We start from the raw sequence: 20,434 nt of genomic DNA, 5'->3' as shown, positions 1-20,434 counted from the left end.
AGACGCCTCGTTTGCGACCTTGGTAGCGGGACAGGCGCCCGCGAAATTCACTAGACTGCGCATCCTGCTACTCGCTTCCCGAGAAAATAATCCATGTACCGTGACCGTATTCGCCTGCCTTCGTTGTTGGATAAAGTGATGAGCGCCGCCGACGCCGCCGCGCTGATTGAAGACGGCATGACCGTCGGCATGAGCGGCTTCACCCGCGCGGGCGAAGCCAAAGCTGTCCCTCACGCACTGGCCGAGCGAGCCAAGGTCACGCCGCTGAAGATCAGCCTGATGACCGGCGCGAGCCTGGGCAACGACCTCGACAAGCAACTGACCGAGGCCGGCGTGTTGTCGCGGCGCATGCCGTTCCAAGTCGATAGCACCTTGCGCAAGGCAATCAACGCCGGCGAAGTGATGTTCATCGACCAGCACCTGTCGGAAACCGTCGAGCAACTGCGCAACCAGCAACTGAAGCTGCCGGACATCGCGGTGATCGAAGCCGTGGCCATCACCGAGCAAGGCCACATCGTGCCGACCACCTCGGTGGGCAACTCGGCGAGCTTCGCGATTTTCGCCAAGCAGGTGATTGTCGAGATCAACCTGGCGCACAACGCCAACCTCGAAGGCCTGCATGACATCTATATCCCGACCTATCGCCCGACGCGCACGCCGATCCCGCTGGTGAAAGTCGACGATCGCATCGGCAGCACCGCGATCCCGATCCCGCCGGAAAAGATTGTCGCCATCGTCATCACTCAGCAGGCGGATTCGCCGTCCACGGTGTCGACCCCGGATGTCGACACCAATGCCATCGCCGAGCACCTGATCACCTTCTTCAAGCAGGAAGTCGACGCCGGGCGCATGACCAACAGGCTCGGCCCGTTGCAGGCCGGGATCGGCAACATCGCCAACGCGGTGATGTGCGGCCTGATCGATTCGCCGTTCGAAGACCTGACCATGTACTCCGAAGTGCTGCAGGACTCGACCTTCGACCTGATCGACGCCGGCAAGCTGAGCTTTGCGTCGGGCAGCTCGATCACTTTGTCGGAGCGGCGCAACAGCGACGTATTCGGCAACCTGGAGAAGTACAAGGACAAACTGGTGCTGCGCCCGCAGGAGATCTCCAACCACCCGGAAGTGGTGCGTCGTCTGGGTATCATTGGCATCAACACCGCGCTGGAGTTCGATATCTACGGCAACGTCAACTCCACCCACGTCTGCGGCACGCGGATGATGAACGGTATCGGCGGTTCGGGGGACTTTGCGCGCAACGCGCACCTGGCGGTGTTCGTGACCAAATCGATCGCCAAGGGCGGCGCAATTTCCAGCGTGGTGCCGATGGTCAGCCACGTTGACCACACCGAGCATGACGTCGACATTCTGGTGACCGAAGTCGGTCTGGCTGACCTACGCGGCCTGGCCCCACGCGAACGCGCTCGGGTGATCATCGACAACTGTGTGCACCCGGACTATCGCCAGGCGCTGAACGACTACTTCACCGCAGCGTGCGCCATCGGCGGCCATACCCCACACATCCTGCGAGAAGCCCTGAGCTGGCACATCAACCTGGAAGAAACCGGACGCATGCTCGCGGTGTAATCACACAGTCAAACCGCTGATGCAAACACAGTTTGTGTCAGCGGATTTTTTAACCCGCCACATCTGGCAAAAACTGTACTGCTGTACCGGTTGTTTCCTACAGATTTTGCCTACCTCCTTCCTCGAATTGAGCAAAAACGCACCACATTAGTGCTGACAGGTACAGTTTGCTCAATTTCGACCCGTACACCCCCTATAAACAGTTAACTGGTCACTCACAATACAGTTGAACTGTATCTAGAGAGACTAGGCAAACGAGAGGATCATGGGCACCAGTTAAACCACTACCTGATCCCGCCACAAGCGGAAGGATGTCAACCATGGAACGTACACTCAGTTCCGAACTGTTCTTCGAAGACAAAGCTGCAAAAAACCAGGCTTCCCTGCCTCTGCGCGTTATCGCTAACCTGATGTTGTGGCAGCGCCGCATCTCCAGCCGCCACCAACTGGCTCGTCTGGATTCGCGTCTGCTGGCTGACGCCGGTATAAGCGAAGCACAACGCTACGAAGAGCTGAGCAAGCCGTTCTGGCGCTAAGTAGCGTCGCTGGCTCTGGTCGTCAGACCCACCGCCAGCAACCCGAATTGAACACACAAGACCCGTCGCGGGAAACCGCGACGGGTTTTGTCGTTTCAGGGTTCGAAAATGCCCGTACAGCAGAATATTCAAAGTACAGGTACAGTTCTCAATAAACAAAATCTGAACCAGTACAATTTTTCATGAGTGTATCTGCTCGCCAAACTGCATCGGGCGCAGCATGTCCTTAACCCTCCTCGGTTTAAGGAAAACGCCATGAAAGGCTTACAGGATGTTTCGACAGCTTCGACTCTACCCCGCGCTCACTCGCACCTGCTGCGGCGCCTGTTTCGACCCCTGTGGCAAGGACTGGAGCGCGCCAGGACGCGGCGCCTGCTGGCTCAACTGGACCAGCGCGACCTAGCGGATCTGGGCCTCAGCCATGCCGATCGGCTCAGAGAACTGGAGAAACCCTTCTGGCGCTAGCATTCTGCCCACTGTCCGAACCTCGCGCGCAGGCCTAATATCCACGCCAGAACGTGGCGAATCTTCTGTAACCCGCGTCTGACTCATCAGACACAAGCCACCTCTCAATACGGTTTACTATCAGGAGATCCACCATGTCCCGTCTTCGCCTGCTCAGCGCTGCCGCCTTGCTGGCCGTGGCTGCCAACGCCAGTGCCTCCAGCTTCATTGTGACCACCGATGCCGTGGTTGGCGCGCTGAAATCCTCCTCGGACGCCACCTCCGATGTCAGCTCTTCGCTGCGTGACAACAAAGTCGTGATCGCCGCCCGTGACGACGCTGCCAGCTTCGTCGCCAGTGAAGGCCAGATCCGTGGCGTGAAACTGGAAAGTGCTCTGGACCTGATCCGTCATCAGGCACCGCAACTGAACGCGACCGACTTCCAACTGGCGCAAGCCATCCTCGCGATCTGATCCGCCATTGCCGGACGGGGCACGCCAGTCGTGTCCCGATGTTTCGCCGCTGGCTCTGGCCCGGGCATTTGCGCTAGCCTTGAAGCTCGTTAACCGTTACCGAGTCTCATGCGTTTATTCAGACTGTTTTTCCCTTGCGTATTGGTCAGTGCCTTCTGGGCGACCTCGGTCGATGCCTTTGATGTCTCCACACAAAACACCGTGGTCAGCGTTTGGGCGACCGGAATGGTGTCTTCCGCACCATTCGACCGTAAACTGATCATCGCCGCTCACGATGACGCGGCGGCGTTTGTCGCCAGTGACGGTCAATTGCGCGGCGCGCAGCTCGAATCCGCCCTGCATTACTTGCGCAAATCCCGACCAAAACTTCATGTCAGCGACCTTGAACTGGCACAGGCAATTCTCGTCCAATAGTAATCATGATCCCTCGTTAACATTGCCCTCCGGAGTCGTTCCATGCGTAGCCCGCTGATTGCTGCCGCCCTTGGCCTGTTTTTGTTGGCCGACGTGGCCCAGGCACACACCCTGGTAGCCACCAGTAACATCATCGTTCGTGCCTCCCAGCGCACCATCGATTTCACCTCCGATACCACGACGTCGATTCGCGATTCGAAAATCATCCGCGAAGCCCACGACGATGCGGCCAGCTTCGTTGCCACCAACGGCGATATCCGCGGTGCGCACCTGGAAGCCGCCCTCAACACCTTGCGCACGCGCGTGCCGGAAGCTCGCGACGCCAGTGATCAGGTGCTCGCCGAAGCCATCCTCGCCCTGTGAAGTCACTCGGCGCCTGGCTGCTGGCCGGGGCGTTGTTGCTGCTTGGCAACAGCGCCCACGCCAGCCTGCAATTGCGACTCAAGACCGACGGCCTGAGCCCCGCCCAGCAACAGGCCAGTCAAACGCTGCTCGATGAAGCCATGCAGAAACTGCCGCCCAGTTTCGTCGAACAGCTGGATCGGCGCATCGACGTCGGCTGGTCCGACGACATGCCTAGCAATGCGTACGGCCAGGCGACCCTGGTTGCCGAGCTCGACCTGAACCGCAAACTGCTCGCCGGCCTCACCGACGGCAGCGCGGCCACAGAGAAAACCAATCGCCCCCATGGCACTGTGCGCCAGGAACTGCTGGCAACGGTGCTGCATGAACTCACCCACATTTATGACCGCGCGCGCCTGTGGCCCGCCGCCGAGCGCACGCTGATTCAGCGCTGCACTCGCCGCAGTAACAGCGCCGGCCTGGTCGGCATTCCCGATGAGTGCCGTGGCCAGGCTGAACGACGCTTTACCCTCAGCGATGACCCGCGCCTGCTCGACCTCGCCGGTTGGCAACAGTACGTAGGGCGCCGCGGCGAGCGTGAACAGCACAACCGTCAGGTCGCTCGCAGTCCGGACCTGTACGAAATCTCCAGTCCGAAAGAGTTTGTCGCGGTCAACATGGAGTATTTCCTCCTCGACCCGAGCTACGCGTGTCGCCGTCCGACGCTCTATCGCTATTACAAGGCGCGCTTCGGCTGGGCACCACCGGCCAAGGACACTTGCAGCAACACTTTCGCCTTTCTCAACGCCGGCAACGATTTCGCCAAGCAACCCCTGGGGCAGGTCGACCCTGAGCGGGTGTATGCCGTCGATTATCTGCTGGCCGAAGCCAACCAGAACTGGGTCAGCCGCTGGGGCCACAGCATGCTGCGCCTGGTGATCTGCGCGCCGGGTCGACCACGGGGCCCGGATTGCCGGCTCGACCTCGACCAGCACCTGGTGCTGTCCTACCGCGCCTTTGTCGGCGACGTGCAGCTGTCGAGCTGGGACGGACTGGTCGGCAAATATCCATCACGCCTGTTCGTCCTGCCGCTTGCGCAGGTCATCGACGAATACACCAAGACTGAATTGCGCAGCCTCGCCTCGGTGCCATTGAATCTGTCACGCGACGAGATCGAAGGCGTGGTCGAACACGCTGCCGAAATGCACTGGAGTTATGACGGCAACTACTTCTTCCTGTCGAACAACTGCGCGGTGGAAGGCCTCAAGCTGCTGCGCAGCGGCAGCAACAACAAGCAACTCGTCGGCCTCGACAGCATCATGCCCAACGGCTTGCTCGAAGTGCTCAAAGGCCGGGGGCTGGCCGACTCCAGCGTGCTCGACAATCCCAAGGAAGCCCTGCGCCTGGGCTATCGCTTCGATTCGTTCCGCGATCGCTATCAGGCGATGTTCGATGTGTTGAAAAAGCAGCTGCCGATCAAGCAAACCAGCGTCGAAGATTGGCTATCGCTGTCTGCCGAAGAACGTCGCCAGTGGTTCGAACGTGCAGACCTGCGCACCAGCGCTGCATTGCTCCTGCTGGAACAGGCGAGCTATCGCCGCCAGTTGCTGCTGGCCCAGGACGAGGTCAAGCAGCGCTACCTCGGCGCCCGGGAGCTGGAAAACGGCGGCATGGACAAGGCCAACGCCACCCTGCAGGAAATTCTCGCCAACAGCGGCTTCCTCAGTCGTCCGGCAGAACTGCTCGACAGCCGTGGCTACGGGCTGCCGCAACCAAGCGAGTTCAAGCGCCTGCAGGACGAAAGCGCCCAACGCCAGAAACAACTGCTGGCGCTGAGCGGCGATCTGGACAAGGAAGTGCGCAAGTTGCTGGAACCCAAGCGAGCGGCCGAAATTGCCGCCAGCGAAGCCAACGTGAAGCAGATCGGCGAGCATCTGCGCAAACTGCACAAGGCGTCCGGCGGACTGGAGCTACCCTGAGACAGAAGACTGGAACTGAATCTTGTGGCGAGGGAGCTTGCTCCCGCTCGGCTGCGCAGCAGTCGTAAATCGGTTGAATGCCGAATTTTCAGGGCCGCTCCGCGCCCCAGCGGGAGCAAGCTCCCTCGCCACAGATGCTCGTGCCAAATCAGTACAAAACACCATCCAGAATTTCGTAAACGATCCCGGTACCCACCGCGATCAGGACAATGTCACCCCCGGCCCGGCGCCACTCATAACCCGGATACACTGGCAGACGACTCAGCGCCCGACCGTCAAGTCGCTCGCCGTAATACCCGCGCGGCAACGGCCGGCCGCGTTCCAGATGGATGCCCGGTGGCGGCGGTGCGCCGCGCACGAAGTAGCCGTGATTGTCGCGAATGGTCTGGCGTACCGGGCCGAAGTCGCGCGGCGGGCCACCTCGGTGGTCGATCTGCGGGCCACGGTGATCGTCACCACGGTTGTCGTAGTGGCCCTGCTGCGGGCCGCCGTGGTCATGATCATCGCGTGGATCGGCGCTGGCCAGCAGCGGCGTCGCGCTGAGCATCAGCACACCCAGTCCGGCAATCAGACGTTTCGGCATTTTCATCAAGTCTTCCTCACTGCACCAACAGCAAAAAGGGATTCAGAACGTGGTTCTGAATCCCTCGGTCTTGCTCAATTAGGCCGTGGTGTGAGGCGCTAATTCCTCTGTATCAGGAACTTTACCTTCAGTTGACGCGGGCCTGACGCACGCCTTCGGACAGCGCCTTGCACAGACCCAGCACACCATCGACAGCCTGGGCCGGCGTGGTCGCATTGGCGATGTGATCGATCAGTGCCGAACCCACCACCACCCCGTCCGCCAAACGAGCGATGGACGCCGCCTGCTCCGGAGTACGGATACCGAAACCGATGCTGATCGGCAGGTCAGTGTGTCGACGCAGACGAGTCACCGCTTCTTCGACATGCTCCAGAGTCGCAGCACCGGCACCGGTCACACCGGCCACCGACACGTAGTAAACGAAGCCCGAGCTGCCATTGAGCACTTTCGGCAGACGCGCATCGTCAGTGGTCGGGGTGGTCAGGCGGATGAAGTCCAGACCCGCAGCCTGTGCCGGGTCGCACAGTTCATTATTGTGCTCTGGCGGCATGTCGACCACGATCAGACCGTCGACGCCCGCTTCCTTGGCATCAGCGATGAAACGTTCAACGCCGTACATGTGGATCGGGTTGAAATAGCCCATCAGCACCAGCGGCGTGTCGCTGTTGCCTTCGCGAAACTCGCGAACCATTTGCAGGGTTTTCGCCAGATTCTGCTTGGCGCCCAAGGCACGGATGTTCGCCAGTTGAATCGCCGGGCCGTCGGCCATCGGGTCGGTGAACGGCATGCCCAGCTCGATCACGTCGGCGCCAGCGCCGGGCAAACCTTTGAGGATCGCCAGCGAAGTGTCGTAGTCCGGATCACCGGCGGTGACGAAAGTCACCAGCGCGGCGCGATTCTGTTGCTTGAGGTCGGCAAAACGGGTTTGCAGGCGGCTCATCAGTGTTTCTCCTGCTTCGACTGTTCCATATGGTGCATGACGGTCTGCATGTCTTTGTCGCCACGGCCGGAGAGGTTGACCACCATCAGGTGATCCTTCGGCAGTTTCGGTGCGCGTTTGAACACTTCAGCCAGCGCATGCGCGCTTTCCAGTGCCGGGATGATGCCTTCGAGGCGGCAGCACTGGTGGAACGCGGCGAGGGCTTCGTCGTCAGTCACCGAGGTGTACTGGACGCGGCCGATGTCATGCAACCAGGCGTGCTCAGGGCCGATGCCGGGATAGTCGAGACCGGCGGAAATCGAGTGGGCGTCAATGATCTGGCCATCGTCGTCCTGCAGCAGGAAGGTGCGGTTACCGTGCAGCACACCCGGTACGCCACCGTTGAGGCTGGCCGCGTGCTTGCCGGTTTCGATGCCGTAACCGGCCGCTTCAACCCCGATGATTTCGACGCTTTGATCATCGAGGAACGGGTGAAACAGGCCCATGGCGTTGGAACCGCCGCCGATGCACGCCACCAGGCTGTCCGGCAGACGACCTTCCTGAGCTTGCAACTGCTCGCGGGTTTCCTTGCCGATCACTGCCTGGAAGTCGCGCACCATGGCGGGATACGGGTGCGGGCCGGCCACGGTGCCGATCAGGTAGAAGGTGCTGTCGACGTTGGTCACCCAGTCACGCAGCGCTTCGTTCATCGCGTCTTTCAGGGTGCCGGTGCCGGCCACCACCGGAATCACTTCGGCGCCCAGCAGCTTCATGCGGAACACGTTGGCCTGCTGACGCTCGATGTCAGTGGTGCCCATGTAGATCACGCAGTCCAGACCGAAACGTGCGGCCACGGTGGCCGTTGCCACGCCGTGCATGCCGGCACCGGTCTCGGCGATGATGCGTTTCTTGCCCATGCGCCGCGCCAGCAGGATCTGGCCGATGCAGTTGTTGATCTTGTGCGCGCCGGTGTGGTTCAGCTCTTCGCGTTTGAGGTAGATCTTCGCGCCGCCGCAGAACTCGGTCAGACGCTCGGCGAAGTACAGCGGGCTCGGACGACCGACATAGTCACGCTGGAAGTAGGCCAGCTCTTCCTTGAACGCCGGATCTTCCTTGGCCGCCTCGTATTCGCGGGACAGATCGAGGATCAACGGCATCAGGGTTTCCGCCACGTAGCGGCCGCCGAACGCACCGAACAGGCCGTTATCGTCAGGGCCGCTGCGCAGGTTGGAGGTGTTCGAAGTCTGGGTCATGATGTGCTCCAGGTGAATTCGGGTAAGAAGACAATGGCGTCCACTCTACCCCTGACCTTCCAGGCTGAAAACCGATAAGATCGCCACAACCTGTCAGGAAAACTCACAGATACCATGAGCCACGACCTTCCCCCGCTGAACGCCTTGCGCGCGTTCGAAGCCACCGCCCGGCTTAACAGCGTTAGTCAGGCGGCCGAACAGCTGCACGTCACTCATGGTGCAGTCAGCCGTCAGCTCAAAGTGCTCGAGGAGCATCTGGGCGTGAGCCTGTTCGTCAAGGATGGTCGCGGCTTGAAACTCACAGATGCCGGCGTTCGTCTGCGAGATGCCAGCGGTGAGGCCTTTGATCGGTTGCGCAGTGTGTGTGCCGAGCTGACGCAAAGCACCGCTGACGCGCCGTTCGTGCTCGGCTGCTCCGGCAGTCTGTTGGCGCGCTGGTTCATCCCACGCTTGGGGCGGCTCAACGCCGATCTGCCGGACTTGCGTCTGCACTTGTCAGCGGGTGAAGGTGATCTTGACCCGCGGCGCCCTGGACTCGATGCCTTGCTGTTGTTCGCCGAGCCGCCATGGCCGGCAGACATGCAGGTCTACGAACTGGCCGCAGAACGCATCGGCCCGGTGATGAGCCCGCTGTTCAGCGGCTACCAACGCCTGCAAGCGGCGCCGGCGTCAGCCTTGCTCAGCGAGCCGCTGCTGCACACCACATCGCGCCCGCAAGCCTGGCCGAGTTGGGCACAGCAAAATCACCTCGACGCCAAGGCGTTGAAGTGGGGGCAAGGTTTTGAGCATTTGTATTATCTGCTGGAAGCCGCAGTGGCCGGACTCGGCGTGGCAATCGCGCCAGAGCCGCTGGTGGCCGAAGACTTGAAGGCCGGTCGCCTGGTTGCGCCGTGGGGCTTTTGCGAAACCCCGGCGCAACTGGCGTTGTGGCTACCCAAGCGCGCCGCAGACGGACGCGCCCGGCAACTGGCGCAATGGCTCAAGAATGAGCTGCGCCAGACGGATCACTCGCCGCGCTTGAACAGCAAATAAGCAGCCAGCAGACCGATTGCACCGACTGCCACACCGGCTGTGGTCCAAGGGTGTTCCTGAGCGTAATCGCGGGTGGCGATGCCGGTCTCGCGGGTTTTCACTTTGACTTCTTCATAGGCATCGCTGAGCAGGCTGCGCGAATGTTTCAGCGCGCTTTCAGCGTTGCTCTTGAGCGCCTTGAGGGTCTTGCGCGACTCGTCGGACGCGTCGTCCTTCAGGCTTTCCAACGATTTGAGCAGACTCTCGATCTCGGCTTCCATGCTTTGCAACGAGGCTTTACGTAAAGAGGTGTTGGCCATGGTGGCTCTCCTGCATTGGTGATGAGTGGCGTGTGTTGGTTGGGACTTCAGCGGTTTGAGAAAGTGCAGAAAATCTGAACTTCGCTTGCATCGAGCCGCCGAAATCATCAGTGCAGATTCACTGCTAGTCTCAAATCCACACATCCAGGAGATCGCCATGAGTGACCATCATACGTACAAGAAAGTCGAGCTGGTCGGCTCGTCCACCAGCAGCATCGAAGACGCCATCAACAACGCGTTGGCTGAAGCGAACAAGAGCATCAAACATCTGGAATGGTTTGAAGTGGTCGAGACCCGTGGCCACATCAAGGACGGCAAGGCTGCGCATTTCCAGGTCACACTCAAAGTCGGCTTCCGGATTGCCAGCAGCTGAGTTTGGGCTACGCTTCTGAACTTGCGCGCTGGCCGAGTGCCATAGGAATGGCAAAGCGCTACAAGGTGAGTGCATCGGCACAGCCGGTGCCCGCCTCTTTTAATCCGACCAGGGAGTGCGACCGATGAAGAAGTTCATATTGGCAGTAGGTTTGTTGAGCCTTGCGGGTGGCGCGTTGGCTGCTGGCAAGCCTTGTGAAGAGTTGAAAAGCGAGATCGCGGCGAAGCTGGATGCCAAGGGCGTTTCCGGGTATTCGCTGGAGGTTGTCGACAAGGGAGCCAATGGCGGAAAAGTTGTGGGCACCTGTGAAGGCGGCACCAAGGAAATCGTCTACAAACGCGGGTGATCGCGATTGAAATGCAAAAGCCGACGCGAAGGCGTCGGCTTTTTTGTGGGCCACTGGTTCCCAATGTGGGAGCGGGCTTGCTCGCGAAAGCGTTATGTCAGCCGACATCCAGGGTGTCTGACACTCCGTCTTCGCGAGCAAGCCCGCTCCCACAGAAGCCGTATTCCAGAGTCAGCCCTTCATCACCTGCGCCAGCAATTCATAGGAATGCAGGCGATCGGCATGCTCATACAGATCGCAGGTGAAAATCAGCTCATCGGCCTGGGTCTGCTCGACCAGCACCTCCAGCTTCGCACGGATCTTCTGCGGGCTGCCAACCATCGCCAGACCGAGGAAATCCCCCACCGCTTCGCGCTCATGGGGCAGCCACAGGCCGTCCATGGTTTTCACCGGCGGACGCTGCACCAGACTCTGCCCACGCATCAGCGCGAGAATTCGCTGGTACACCGAGGTCGCCAGGTAGTCGGCCTGCTCATCGGTATCGGCTGCCACCAACGGCACCCCGAGCATCACGTACGGCTTGTCGAGCACTGCCGACGGCTTGAAGTGGTTGCGGTAGACGCGAATCGCCTCATGCATGAAGCGCGGGGCGAAGTGCGAGGCGAAGGCGTAGGGCAACCCGCGCTCACCGGCCAGCTGCGCGCTGAACAGGCTGGAACCGAGTAACCAGATCGGCACGTTGGTGCCGGTGCCGGGCATGGCGATCACCCTTTGGTCCGGGGTGCGCGGGCCGAGGAAACGCGTCAGCTCGGCAACGTCTTCCGGGAAATCATCGGCACTGCCGGAGCGTTCGCGGCGCAGAGCGCGGGCGGTCATCTGGTCGGAGCCGGGCGCGCGGCCCAGACCCAGATCGATGCGTCCCGGATACAGGCTTTCGAGAGTGCCGAACTGCTCGGCGATCACCAGCGGCGCGTGGTTGGGCAGCATCACCCCGCCGGAGCCGACACGAATCGTCGAGGTGCCGCCGGCCAGATAACCCAGCAGCACCGAGGTGGCGGAGCTGGCGATGCCGTCCATGTTGTGGTGTTCGGCGACCCAGAAGCGCGTATAGCCGAATTTCTCGACGTGCTGCGCCAGGTCCAGCGAGTTGCGCAGCGATTGCGCCGGGCTGCCGTTCTCGCGCACGGGCACCAGATCAAGGGTGGAAAACTTTACGTCGGACAGTTGCTTCATAAACCTGCGTCTCCGAATGAGGAGGCAGGTTTTTCTTGCGAACGAAAACCTGCCCAATCCATAAGCGTGTTTTATGCAATGAGGGCATATACCCGAGTTTCAATAGCCGCGATGAAATTTCCTACTAAAAAAGTCAACGATTCAGCCGGGCTGAACTTTGTCCCGACGTCTATCCTCAGAAGCCTTGCAAGTAAAAACCACGACGGCGCGGCGTTCCGCGCCAGATCTTGAGGAGGCAGACATGGCTATCGTGAAGAAAGCATCCGCACATTGGGCAGGCGATCTGAAAACCGGCATCGGCTCGATCTCTACCGAGACTGGCGTGCTCAGAGAAGCCCCCTACGGCTTCAAGGCCCGCTTCGAGGGCGGCAAGGGCACCAACCCGGAAGAACTGATCGGCGCCGCACACGCCGGCTGTTTTTCCATGGCGTTTTCGATGATTCTCGGTGATGCAGGCCTGAAGGCCGAGAGCATCGACACCCAGGCTGAAGTCACCTTGGATCAGGTCGAGGGTGGCTTTGCCATCACCGCGATCAAGTTGATCCTCAAGGCGAAAATCCCGGGCGCTACTCAGGCGCAGTTCGAGGAACTGAGCAACAAGGCCAAGGAAGGGTGCCCGGTGTCCAAGGTACTGAATGCGAAGATTACCCTTGAGGCTTCGCTGGTCAGCTGATCAGGCATTAACTGCACTGGCGCCATCGCGAGCAGGCTCACTCCTACATTCGATCTCCAGCGGACACATCAAGTGTGAACAATCGGGATCCCCTGTAGGAGTGAGCCTGCTCGCGATGGCAATCCAACAATCACCACAATTCCTGAAGATGTGAGCGAAGTCAGAACCTGCCCCGCAAAAATATGGTCGAATAAGTGACAGCAGCTTCAGCGCACGCCCGTGCGCGCTGCATCAGGGAGCTTCATCTATGAAACGTATTGGCTTGGCGATTCTTTGCAGTGCACTGGCCACAACGGTTCTCGCCGCACCGAAAGACTGCGAAGAATTGAAGAAAGAGATCGAAGTAAAGATCCAGGCGAATGCAGTGCCGTCCTACACACTGGAAATTGTCAGCAAGGAAGAGGCCGACAAGCACGACGTGGCGATGGTTGTCGGCACCTGCGAAAACGGCACAAAAGCGATCGTCTACCAGAAGAACGACATCTGACAGTCCGCTCAAGGCACGCAGTTGATCTGGCGCTCTTCGGCAACTATCTGCCCTTGGCGATTGATCAACCGAGCACTCGGCGTGAACGCCAGCGACCGGGCTTCAAGTCGGTAACGTTGCCCGGCTTCGAAATGATCGTAGCGCACGGTCATGTAACACAGGCGTTCCTGCGGGTCGGTGTCCAAGCCCTGGCTGCCACCGAAGATCTCGAAATCGAAGCGCACCGTCAGCTCATGACTGCCCGGCGCGACCTGGAAAAAGCGCCCGTCCCGCAGGCGCACGTTGTCCAGCCGTTCAGCCATCAGCACCTTACCGCCGGGTGTCGGCATCGAAAAGTCGACCCAGGCCTTGCCCGGATCGGCTGCCGGCATCGGGCTCTGGCAGCCAGCAAGCAGACTTGCAGCGAGCAACAACGTCAACCTGTGCATGATCAATGTCCCGTGATTTGGACATCCAGCATAATCCCGATCAGGTTTTCTGGCAGCCTGCGGGTGTGCCCTGCCCTACGACTTTGCGCTGTTCATCATAAAGCCTGGCCCATGGCCGAAAACCGATGCTGCCGGCTTGCAACTGATAGCGCTGACCGGCGTTGAAGTCCTTGAATGTCACCTTCAACTGACAATCGCGCCACAGCGGTTCGGCGTCGGGGCCGATGTTGGTGGCTTCGACCGGAAACTGATAACGCACCTTCAACTCATGGCTGCCGGGCTGCACTTCGAAATAACGTTTGTCGACAGTTGCCTTGTCATCGACTTTCAGCGCTTGCAACGCCGTGTCCTGTTGCCGGGCATCGAGATCAATCCAGGCTTGCGAGGGGTCAGGATCGGGCATTCCGAATCCGGCACAACCGGCCAGCGTCAGCAGGCCTCCTGTCAGCAACAACATGCGCATAGCGAAGCTCCAAATGGCGGGATAGTCTTGCGGGCAGACTTTCCAAAGGATTTTTATTTTGAGCAGGCCGCTTCCAAGCCATGGGTTACTTGATCGCGTTTTTCGGATTTTGTTTCCGGGGGTGATGTTTTTGTTGCTCAACGGTTGTTCCAGCGTCAGCTATTACAGCCAGTTGGCCAGCGGTCAGTTGCAGTTGTTGCGAGCGCGTGAGCCGGTGGCCAAGGTGATTGCCGACCCAAGTCGCGATGCAACCCTGCGCACGCACCTGACCCAGTCGCAAAAGGCCCGGGACTTCGCCAGCGAACAGCTGCACCTGCCGGACAACCAGAGCTATCGGCTGTACGCCGACATCGGCCGGCCGTATGTGGTGTGGAACGTGTTCGCCACCCCGGAGTTTTCCCTGACCCCGCAGAACCATTGCTTCCCGATCGCCGGTTGCGTGGCCTATCGCGGCTACTACAGCCAGAGCGCTGCCCGGGGCGAAGCGGCGATTCAGCGCCTGCAAGGCATGGACGTGTCGATTGGCGGCGTCGAGGCCTATTCGACCCTCGGCTGGTTCAATGACCCGATCCTCAATTCGATGATGGGCTGGGGTGACGAACGCCTGGCCACGCTGATCTTTCATGAACTGGCGCATCAGCGTTTCTATGTGAAAGACGACACCGAGTTCAATGAGTCGTTTGCCACGTTTGTCGAGCAGGAAGGCACCCGCCAGTGGCGGGCGTTTCGTGGCCTGCCGCCGGACACCGATGCCAGGCTCAAGCAGCGCGATCAGTTCATCGAACTGGTGCTGGAAACGCGCTCACGCCTGGAAAAGCTCTACGCTCAGCCGCTGCCAGCCGAGCAGATGCGCGAACGCAAAGCGGCGACGTTCGAGCAGTTTCGCCGCGAATATCGATTGATGCGCGACCGCCAGTGGGCCGGGGACAAGCGTTACGACGCCTGGGTGAACATGCCGCTGAACAATGCGCGGTTGCTGCCGTTTGGGCTGTATGACCAGTGGGTGCCGGCGTTTGCAGCGTTGTTCAGGCAGGTTGGGGGGGATTGGCTGCGGTTTTATGCCGAGGTTGAGAAGTTGGGAGATTTGCCGGTTATCGAGCGTAAGGCAGCACTCAAAGCATTGGCAGAAGCCTGATTTTTCGCGGTCTGTACTGGCCTCTTCGCGAGCAAGCCCGCTCCCACAGGTGACATGCATGCCTCCTGTGGGAGCGGGCTTGCTCGCGAAGACTGACTGATCAGCGCCGCAAAAACGCCTGATGCAACTCAGCCAAAGTCTCAAAGTGATAAGCCGGCGCTTCGGCACTCAACTCTTCAAAACTGCCAAACCCATAGCCCACTGCCGCCGCGTCCACGCCGTTGCTGCGCGCGCCGATCAGATCATGCTTGCGGTCGCCGATCATCAGCGTATTGGCCGGATCCAGCCCTTCTTCGGCGATCAGGTGCGCAATCAGCTCGACCTTGTTGGTCCGCGTGCCATCCAGCTCACTGCCGTAGATCACCTTGAAGTGTTTAGCGAAGTCGAAGTGCCGGGCGATTTCCCGGGCGAACTCCCAAGGTTTGGAGGTCGCGATATACAGCTGTCGCCCTTGCCCGCTCAGGGTTTCCAGCAGCGGCGTGACGCCATCGAACACGCGGTTTTCGTAGAGGCCGGTGACCTTGAAGCGCTCGCGGTAGAAATTCACCGCTTGCCAGGCCTTGGCCTCGTCGAAGCCATAGAACTGCATGAACGCCTGCAACAGCGGCGGGCCGATGAAGTGTTCGAGCCTGGTCAGGTCCGGCTCGTCGATGCCGAGTTTGCTTAAGGCAAACTGGATGGAACGGGTGATGCCTTCACGCGGGTCGGTCAGGGTGCCATCGAGGTCGAACAGTATGGTCTGGTAATGCATGAGAAATCCTGAGCAGGTGTAAGTCGTTTCAGAGCTGGTCGTAGCCTTCGGCCAGATGCAGGTCCTTGAGCTTCACGTAGTTCGCCGCGCTGTAGGTGAAGAAGGCTTGTTCCTTGTCGGTCAGCGGGCGGATCTGCTTCACCGGGCTGCCCACGTAGAGGAAACCGCTTTCCAGGCGCTTGCCCGGCGGCACCAGGCTGCCGGCGCCGATGATCACATCGTCCTCGACCACCGCGCCGTCCATGACGATGCTGCCCATACCGATCAGCACACGGCTGCCAACGCTGCAGCCATGCAGCATGACCTTGTGGGCGATGGTCACGTCATCGCCGATCAGCAGCGGGAAACCATCCGGGTTGAACGGGCCGGCGTGGGTGATGTGCAGCACGCAGCCGTCCTGCACGCTGGTGCGCGCGCCGATACGGATGCGGTGCATGTCGCCACGGATCACGGTCAGCGGCCACACGGAGCTGTCTTCGCCGATTTCGACGTCGCCGATCACCACCGCGGAGGCGTCGACAAACGCGCCCTTGCCGAGTTGCGGGGTGTGATTCTGGTACTTGCGAACGGGCACGATAAGTTCTCTCTCTGTCGCCGATAGCTGCGGTGAGTGTCGATTGTAATTAAGATGGGCGCATGTTTCTTCCAGCCAAGGTGCCAACCGTGAGCGTGAACAACCCTCTTCTGCAGTCCTACGACCTGCCGCCGTTCTCCACGATCCGTGCCGAACACGTGCTGCCAGCCATCGAAACGATCCTGGCCGACAACCGCGCCGCCATCGCCGAAATCCTCAATACCCAAGGCCAGAATCCGACGTGGGCCGGCCTGGTGCTGGCGATGGACGAACTCAACGATCGCCTCGGCGCTGCCTGGAGCCCGGTCAGCCACCTCAACGCCGTGTGCAACAGCGCTGAACTGCGCGAAGCCTACGAGTCGTGCCTGCCGGCCCTGAGCGCCTACTCCACCGAGATGGGCCAGAACCGCGAACTGTTCCAGGCCTATGAAGCGCTGGCCAACAGCCCGGAAGCCGCCGGTTTCGACGTGGCGCAAAAAACCATTCTGGAACACGCCCTGCGCGATTTCCGTCTGTCGGGTATCGACCTGCCGGAAGCCGAACAGAAGCGCTACGCCGAAGTGCAGAGCAAACTGTCCGAGCTGGGCAGCCGCTTCTCCAACCAACTGCTCGACGCCACACAAGCCTGGACCAAGCACGTCACTGAGGAGGCTGCCCTCGCCGGCCTGACTGATTCGGCCAAGGCGCAAATGGCTGCCGCCGCGCAGGCCAAAGGTCTCGATGGCTGGCTGATCACCCTAGAATTCCCGAGCTACTACGCGGTGATGACCTACGCCCAGGATCGCGCGCTGCGTGAAGAAGTCTATGCCGCCTACTGCACCCGTGCGTCGGACCAAGGCCCGAACGCCGGGCAGAACGACAACGGCCCGGTCATGGAAGAGATCCTCGACCTGCGTCAGGAACTGGCAAAACTCTTGGGCTTCGCCAGTTTCTCCGAGCTGAGTCTGGCCACGAAAATGGCCGAGTCCAGCGATCAGGTGCTGAGCTTCCTGCGCGACCTGGCCAAACGCAGCAAGCCGTTCGCTGCGCAGGATCTACAGCAGCTGCGCGCCTACGCCGCCGAACAGGGCTGCGCCGATCTGCAAAGCTGGGACAGCGGTTTCTACGGGGAAAAACTCCGCGAGCAGCGCTACAGCGTCGCTCAGGAAACCCTGCGTGCGTACTTCCCGATCGATAAAGTCCTCGGCGGTCTGTTCGCTATCGTCCAGCGCCTGTACGGCATCGAAATCGCCGAACTGAAAGGCTTCGACACCTGGCACCCGGACGTGCGCCTGTTCGAAATCAAGGAAAACGGCCAGCACGTCGGCCGCTTCTTCTTCGATCTCTACGCCCGCGCCAACAAGCGTGGCGGTGCGTGGATGGACGGCGCCCGCGACCGCCGCCGTACCGCTGACGGCGTGCTGCAAAGCCCGGTGGCCAACCTGGTGTGCAACTTCACCCCGGCAGACAGCGGCAAGCCTGCGCTGCTGACCCACGATGAAGTGACCACCCTGTTCCACGAATTCGGTCACGGCCTGCATCACCTGCTGACCCGCGTTGATCACGCCGGTGTCTCGGGGATCAACGGCGTGGCGTGGGATGCGGTCGAGCTGCCAAGCCAGTTCATGGAAAACTGGTGCTGGGAGCCGGAAGGCCTGGCGCTGATCTCCGGTCATTACGAAACCGGCGAGCCGCTGCCACAGGACCTGCTGGAGAAAATGCTCGCGGCGAAAAACTTCCAGTCCGGGCTGATGATGGTGCGGCAGTTGGAGTTCTCGCTGTTCGACTTCGAGCTGCACGCCACCCACGGTGATGGCCGCAGCGTGGCGCAAGTGCTGGAAGGCGTGCGCGACGAGGTGTCGGTGATGCGTCCACCGGCGTACAACCGCTTCCCCAACAGCTTCGCGCACATCTTCGCCGGCGGTTACGCCGCGGGTTACTACAGCTACAAGTGGGCGGAAGTGCTGTCAGCCGATGCCTTCTCCAGGTTCGAAGAAGACGGCGTGCTCAACGCCGAGACCGGGCGCGCCTTCCGCGAAGCGATTCTCGCGCGTGGCGGCTCGCAGGCACCGATGGTGCTGTTCGTCGACTTCCGTGGCCGTGAGCCATCGATTGACGCACTCTTGCGCCATAGCGGCCTGAGTGAGGACGCAGCAGCATGAGTGAGGCACCTGTGATTACCAAGAAGCGCTTTATCGCCGGGGCTGTCTGCCCGGCGTGCAGCGAGCCGGACAAACTGATGATGTGGAACGAGGACAGCGTGCCGCACCGTGAGTGCGTGGCCTGCGGTTACTCGGATACGCTGAACGAGCAAGGGCTGTCGGTTCCCAAGGAACTGGGCACGCGGGTCAATACCAGCGCGCTCAAGCCGGCGCCGGACAAGACCGTCCAGGCCGTGCAGTTCTTTCCGAATCCGAAGCTGAAGAAAAAGTCCGAAGACTGAGCCGACGCATGACCCTCCACGGTGCAATGCCGTGGAGGGTGCGGCTTACTTGAGGTTGACCGACTGGAACCAGCTCTTCATCGAGCAGGTGGCAAAGGCACTGGTGCTGCAGTCGCCGTTGGCCAGCGCGGTGCGCAGTTTGTCGACATCGGCTTGCATCACATAACGCACGCCATCCTTGAAATGGCCGCTTTCACCAAAACCACCCTGCGTCATTTCATTCAGCGCGTCTTCCTTGCTCCAGCCCTGCACCACAATCCGGTACATCGCCGCCATCAGGCCGGTGCGGTCGGAGCCATGTTTGCAATGCATCAGCACCGGTCCATTGGCTTCGGCAGCCTGAATCGCGCGCAGCGTCTTGAGCACATCGGCGTCATCGACATGGTTGGTGCGATAAGGCAGTTGCACTTGATTGATGCCCGGCTCGGACAGCCAGCTGCTGTCAGCTTCCGGCAGGAAGTTGATCACCGTCGCCACTTTCAGGTTCTTCAGCAACGGCACTGCGCCGCCATCCGGCAAGGCGCTGCGGTAGAGGGTTGGCGACATCTGGAACAGGTTGTACTGCACTTCAACCGGTTGCGCCCATTCAGGGGGACGCGATGTTGCAGCGGCGTCAGCCTGGGCCGGCATCAAGTGCAACAAGGCAACAAGCGACAAACACAAAGCAGGGAAAAGGCGCACTCGAGACATGCTGGGCTGACCGTATCGGAATTCATCAATGAAAGGCCTCGCAGCTTCCACGTCTGACGGTCAAAGCCCTGTGAGGCACTTGTCAAAGAATCGTGAATCCGTGCGATTTCATTGAGCACTCAGGTAAAAAACCGCAGCTTTTTCCGCTGAATCGGTTCAACCCGATGCATAGCCTGCTACCATTTGTCACACGATGTTGCAGGCGTCCCCCTTTTCCCGGTCAACCACCGGGCCACGCCGCGACGAAAAAATGCTCACGCCGTTCGCAGAAACGGCGGACAACCATCAATGCCTGATGAGGTGCACCCCCATGTCTGACGCAGATCGAGACAACCCGCGGCGTGAGTTCTTGCGCAAATCCCTGACCCTGATTCCCGTGGTCACCCTCGCCGGTACCGGTCTGGGCAGCAGCGTGTTGCAAGCGGCGCCTGAAGCGGCCCCGTCGACGCCCGCAGCCACACCGGCCAAAGCTGACGCCAGCGCTTATCAGCCGAGCTATTTCACCGCCGAGGAATGGGCCTTCATCAACGCCGCCGTGGCACACCTCATCCCCAATGACGAGCAAGGCCCGGGGGCTCTGGAAGCCGGCGTGCCGGAATACATCGACCGCCAGATGAACACCCCGTATGCCGCCGGTGCCCTGTGGTACATGCAAGGCCCGTTCAACGCCGACGCCGCGCCGGAGATGGGCTGGCAGAGCAAACTGGTACCAAAAGAGATCTATCGCCTGGGCATCGCTGCCACGGATCAGTGGGCAAAATCCCTCAACGGTAAAACATTTGCTGAGCAAGACAGCGCTACCCGAGAAGATTTGCTCAAGCAGCTCGAAGCCGGCAAACCACAGTTCGATGCGGTTCCAGCGAAGATTTTCTTCAGCCTGCTGCTGCAAAACACCAAGGAAGGGTTCTTCTGCGACCCGATCCACGGCGGCAATAAAGGCATGGTCGGCTGGACCATGATCGGCTTCCCCGGCGCCCGCGCCGATTTCATGGATTGGGTGGAACGCAACGAGCAATACCCCTTCCCGGCAGTTTCGATTCGCGGCGAGAGGGCTTGAG

The 20,434-nt window shown here is 60.5% G+C and carries 26 protein-coding genes; 16 read left to right on the top strand and 10 right to left on the bottom strand.

What is annotated here, in order from left to right:
• Window positions 1-93: 93 nt before the first annotated feature.
• From E3Z29_RS03105 to E3Z29_RS03075, 7 genes are all read left to right on the top strand, one after another.
• On the top strand, window positions 94-1,587 hold the full coding sequence (locus E3Z29_RS03105) for an acetyl-CoA hydrolase/transferase family protein (RefSeq protein WP_134785112.1): 1,494 nt from the start codon (window positions 94-96) through the stop codon (window positions 1,585-1,587).
• 320 nt (window positions 1,588-1,907) lie between these two features.
• Window positions 1,908-2,123, top strand: coding sequence for a DUF1127 domain-containing protein (locus tag E3Z29_RS03100; protein WP_007962833.1), 216 nt, complete (start codon window positions 1,908-1,910; stop codon window positions 2,121-2,123).
• Window positions 2,124-2,378: 255 nt separating this feature from the next.
• The gene (locus tag E3Z29_RS03095) at window positions 2,379-2,588 is read left to right on the top strand and encodes a DUF1127 domain-containing protein (protein ID WP_098966513.1); all 210 of its coding nucleotides are present in this window, start codon (window positions 2,379-2,381) and stop codon (window positions 2,586-2,588) included.
• A 134-nt stretch (window positions 2,589-2,722) separates the two neighbouring features.
• The gene (locus tag E3Z29_RS03090; RefSeq protein ID WP_007962831.1) at window positions 2,723-3,040 is read left to right on the top strand and encodes a DUF2388 domain-containing protein; all 318 of its coding nucleotides are present in this window, start codon (window positions 2,723-2,725) and stop codon (window positions 3,038-3,040) included.
• 108 nt (window positions 3,041-3,148) lie between these two features.
• The gene (locus E3Z29_RS03085) at window positions 3,149-3,454 is read left to right on the top strand and encodes a DUF2388 domain-containing protein (protein WP_098966511.1); all 306 of its coding nucleotides are present in this window, start codon (window positions 3,149-3,151) and stop codon (window positions 3,452-3,454) included.
• A gap of 42 nt (window positions 3,455-3,496) precedes the next feature.
• Complete coding sequence (locus E3Z29_RS03080) at window positions 3,497-3,817, top strand: DUF2388 domain-containing protein (RefSeq protein ID WP_007911662.1); 321 nt, start codon at window positions 3,497-3,499, stop codon at window positions 3,815-3,817.
• Complete coding sequence (locus E3Z29_RS03075; RefSeq protein ID WP_134785111.1) at window positions 3,814-5,775, top strand: DUF4105 domain-containing protein; 1,962 nt, start codon at window positions 3,814-3,816, stop codon at window positions 5,773-5,775. Before E3Z29_RS03080 ends, E3Z29_RS03075 begins: the two co-directional genes overlap by 4 nt.
• 148 nt (window positions 5,776-5,923) lie before the next feature.
• On the opposite strand, the gene E3Z29_RS03070 is transcribed toward E3Z29_RS03075, so the two are convergent.
• The 3 genes from E3Z29_RS03070 to trpB form a co-directional block, all read right to left on the bottom strand.
• Window positions 5,924-6,364: an anti-virulence regulator CigR family protein gene (locus E3Z29_RS03070; protein ID WP_134785110.1), complete on the bottom strand. Its 441-nt coding sequence runs from the start codon at window positions 6,362-6,364 to the stop codon at window positions 5,924-5,926.
• Between the two features lie 121 nt (window positions 6,365-6,485).
• Window positions 6,486-7,298, bottom strand: a complete 813-nt coding sequence (gene trpA / locus E3Z29_RS03065; protein WP_134785109.1) for a tryptophan synthase subunit alpha — start codon at window positions 7,296-7,298, stop codon at window positions 6,486-6,488.
• Window positions 7,298-8,530, bottom strand: a complete 1,233-nt coding sequence (gene trpB, locus E3Z29_RS03060; RefSeq protein WP_134785108.1) for a tryptophan synthase subunit beta — start codon at window positions 8,528-8,530, stop codon at window positions 7,298-7,300. Before trpB ends, trpA begins: the two co-directional genes overlap by 1 nt.
• Window positions 8,531-8,644: 114 nt before the next feature.
• On the opposite strand from trpB, the gene E3Z29_RS03055 reads away from it, so the two are divergent.
• Window positions 8,645-9,562, top strand: a complete 918-nt coding sequence (locus E3Z29_RS03055; RefSeq protein WP_134785107.1) for a LysR family transcriptional regulator — start codon at window positions 8,645-8,647, stop codon at window positions 9,560-9,562.
• Here the strand turns inward: E3Z29_RS03055 and E3Z29_RS03050 are convergent.
• Window positions 9,535-9,861, bottom strand: a complete 327-nt coding sequence (locus E3Z29_RS03050) for a YqjD family protein (RefSeq protein WP_003220391.1) — start codon at window positions 9,859-9,861, stop codon at window positions 9,535-9,537. The two genes, E3Z29_RS03055 and E3Z29_RS03050, sit on opposite strands and share 28 nt — an antisense overlap.
• Before the next feature lie 157 nt (window positions 9,862-10,018).
• Here E3Z29_RS03050 and E3Z29_RS03045 point away from each other — a divergent pair, with 157 nt between their 5' ends.
• Together E3Z29_RS03045 and E3Z29_RS03040 are read left to right on the top strand one after the other, a co-directional pair.
• Complete coding sequence (locus E3Z29_RS03045; RefSeq protein WP_027610201.1) at window positions 10,019-10,234, top strand: dodecin; 216 nt, start codon at window positions 10,019-10,021, stop codon at window positions 10,232-10,234.
• Window positions 10,235-10,358: 124 nt separating this feature from the next.
• Complete coding sequence (locus E3Z29_RS03040) at window positions 10,359-10,580, top strand: DUF1161 domain-containing protein (RefSeq protein ID WP_098966508.1); 222 nt, start codon at window positions 10,359-10,361, stop codon at window positions 10,578-10,580.
• 171 nt (window positions 10,581-10,751) lie between these two features.
• Here the strand turns inward: E3Z29_RS03040 and E3Z29_RS03030 are convergent, their stop codons facing one another.
• Window positions 10,752-11,753, bottom strand: a complete 1,002-nt coding sequence (locus tag E3Z29_RS03030) for an LLM class flavin-dependent oxidoreductase (RefSeq protein ID WP_134785105.1) — start codon at window positions 11,751-11,753, stop codon at window positions 10,752-10,754.
• A 241-nt stretch (window positions 11,754-11,994) separates the two neighbouring features.
• On the opposite strand from E3Z29_RS03030, the gene E3Z29_RS03025 reads away from it, so the two are divergent.
• Together E3Z29_RS03025 and E3Z29_RS03020 are read left to right on the top strand one after the other, a co-directional pair.
• Window positions 11,995-12,426 (top strand): OsmC family protein, encoded by a 432-nt coding sequence (locus E3Z29_RS03025; protein ID WP_007962818.1) that lies wholly within the window; start codon window positions 11,995-11,997, stop codon window positions 12,424-12,426.
• Between the two features lie 247 nt (window positions 12,427-12,673).
• The gene (locus E3Z29_RS03020; RefSeq protein WP_027610205.1) at window positions 12,674-12,913 is read left to right on the top strand and encodes a DUF1161 domain-containing protein; all 240 of its coding nucleotides are present in this window, start codon (window positions 12,674-12,676) and stop codon (window positions 12,911-12,913) included.
• Window positions 12,914-12,921: 8 nt separating this feature from the next.
• Here the strand turns inward: E3Z29_RS03020 and E3Z29_RS03015 are convergent, their stop codons facing one another.
• A complete protein-coding gene (locus E3Z29_RS03015; protein ID WP_027610206.1) occupies window positions 12,922-13,341 on the bottom strand; it encodes a hypothetical protein in 420 nt (139 codons plus the stop codon).
• Between the two features lie 40 nt (window positions 13,342-13,381).
• A complete protein-coding gene (locus E3Z29_RS03010; RefSeq protein WP_134785104.1) occupies window positions 13,382-13,804 on the bottom strand; it encodes a hypothetical protein in 423 nt (140 codons plus the stop codon).
• 58 nt (window positions 13,805-13,862) lie between these two features.
• On the opposite strand from E3Z29_RS03010, the gene E3Z29_RS03005 reads away from it, so the two are divergent.
• Window positions 13,863-14,939: an aminopeptidase gene (locus E3Z29_RS03005; protein WP_098966506.1), complete on the top strand. Its 1,077-nt coding sequence runs from the start codon at window positions 13,863-13,865 to the stop codon at window positions 14,937-14,939.
• Between the two features lie 100 nt (window positions 14,940-15,039).
• Here E3Z29_RS03005 and E3Z29_RS03000 read toward each other — a convergent pair whose 3' ends face one another.
• Both E3Z29_RS03000 and E3Z29_RS02995 read right to left on the bottom strand, forming a co-directional pair.
• Window positions 15,040-15,690: an HAD family hydrolase gene (locus E3Z29_RS03000; RefSeq protein WP_134785103.1), complete on the bottom strand. Its 651-nt coding sequence runs from the start codon at window positions 15,688-15,690 to the stop codon at window positions 15,040-15,042.
• A gap of 28 nt (window positions 15,691-15,718) precedes the next feature.
• Complete coding sequence (locus tag E3Z29_RS02995; protein WP_003220373.1) at window positions 15,719-16,264, bottom strand: gamma carbonic anhydrase family protein; 546 nt, start codon at window positions 16,262-16,264, stop codon at window positions 15,719-15,721.
• A gap of 62 nt (window positions 16,265-16,326) precedes the next feature.
• Between E3Z29_RS02995 and prlC the strand changes: the two genes are divergently transcribed.
• Complete coding sequence (gene prlC / locus E3Z29_RS02990; protein ID WP_167734085.1) at window positions 16,327-18,405, top strand: oligopeptidase A; 2,079 nt, start codon at window positions 16,327-16,329, stop codon at window positions 18,403-18,405.
• The gene (locus E3Z29_RS02985) at window positions 18,402-18,686 is read left to right on the top strand and encodes a YheV family putative zinc ribbon protein (RefSeq protein ID WP_007962808.1); all 285 of its coding nucleotides are present in this window, start codon (window positions 18,402-18,404) and stop codon (window positions 18,684-18,686) included. The genes prlC and E3Z29_RS02985 overlap by 4 nt, the downstream gene beginning before the upstream one ends.
• 45 nt (window positions 18,687-18,731) lie before the next feature.
• Here the strand turns inward: E3Z29_RS02985 and E3Z29_RS02980 are convergent, their stop codons facing one another.
• Window positions 18,732-19,376: a dual specificity protein phosphatase family protein gene (locus E3Z29_RS02980; protein ID WP_027610212.1), complete on the bottom strand. Its 645-nt coding sequence runs from the start codon at window positions 19,374-19,376 to the stop codon at window positions 18,732-18,734.
• Between the two features lie 310 nt (window positions 19,377-19,686).
• Between E3Z29_RS02980 and E3Z29_RS02975 the strand changes: the two genes are divergently transcribed.
• The gene (locus E3Z29_RS02975; RefSeq protein WP_134785101.1) at window positions 19,687-20,433 is read left to right on the top strand and encodes a gluconate 2-dehydrogenase subunit 3 family protein; all 747 of its coding nucleotides are present in this window, start codon (window positions 19,687-19,689) and stop codon (window positions 20,431-20,433) included.
• Window position 20,434: the final 1 nt, after the last annotated feature.

The sequence above is a fragment of the Pseudomonas sp. S150 genome, from assembly GCF_004526365.1.
Taxonomy (GTDB): Bacteria; Pseudomonadota; Gammaproteobacteria; order Pseudomonadales; family Pseudomonadaceae; genus Aquipseudomonas; species Aquipseudomonas putida_A.
The sequence above is the reverse complement of the archived record's forward strand: the minus strand, read 5'-3'. Positions and strand labels throughout refer to the sequence as shown.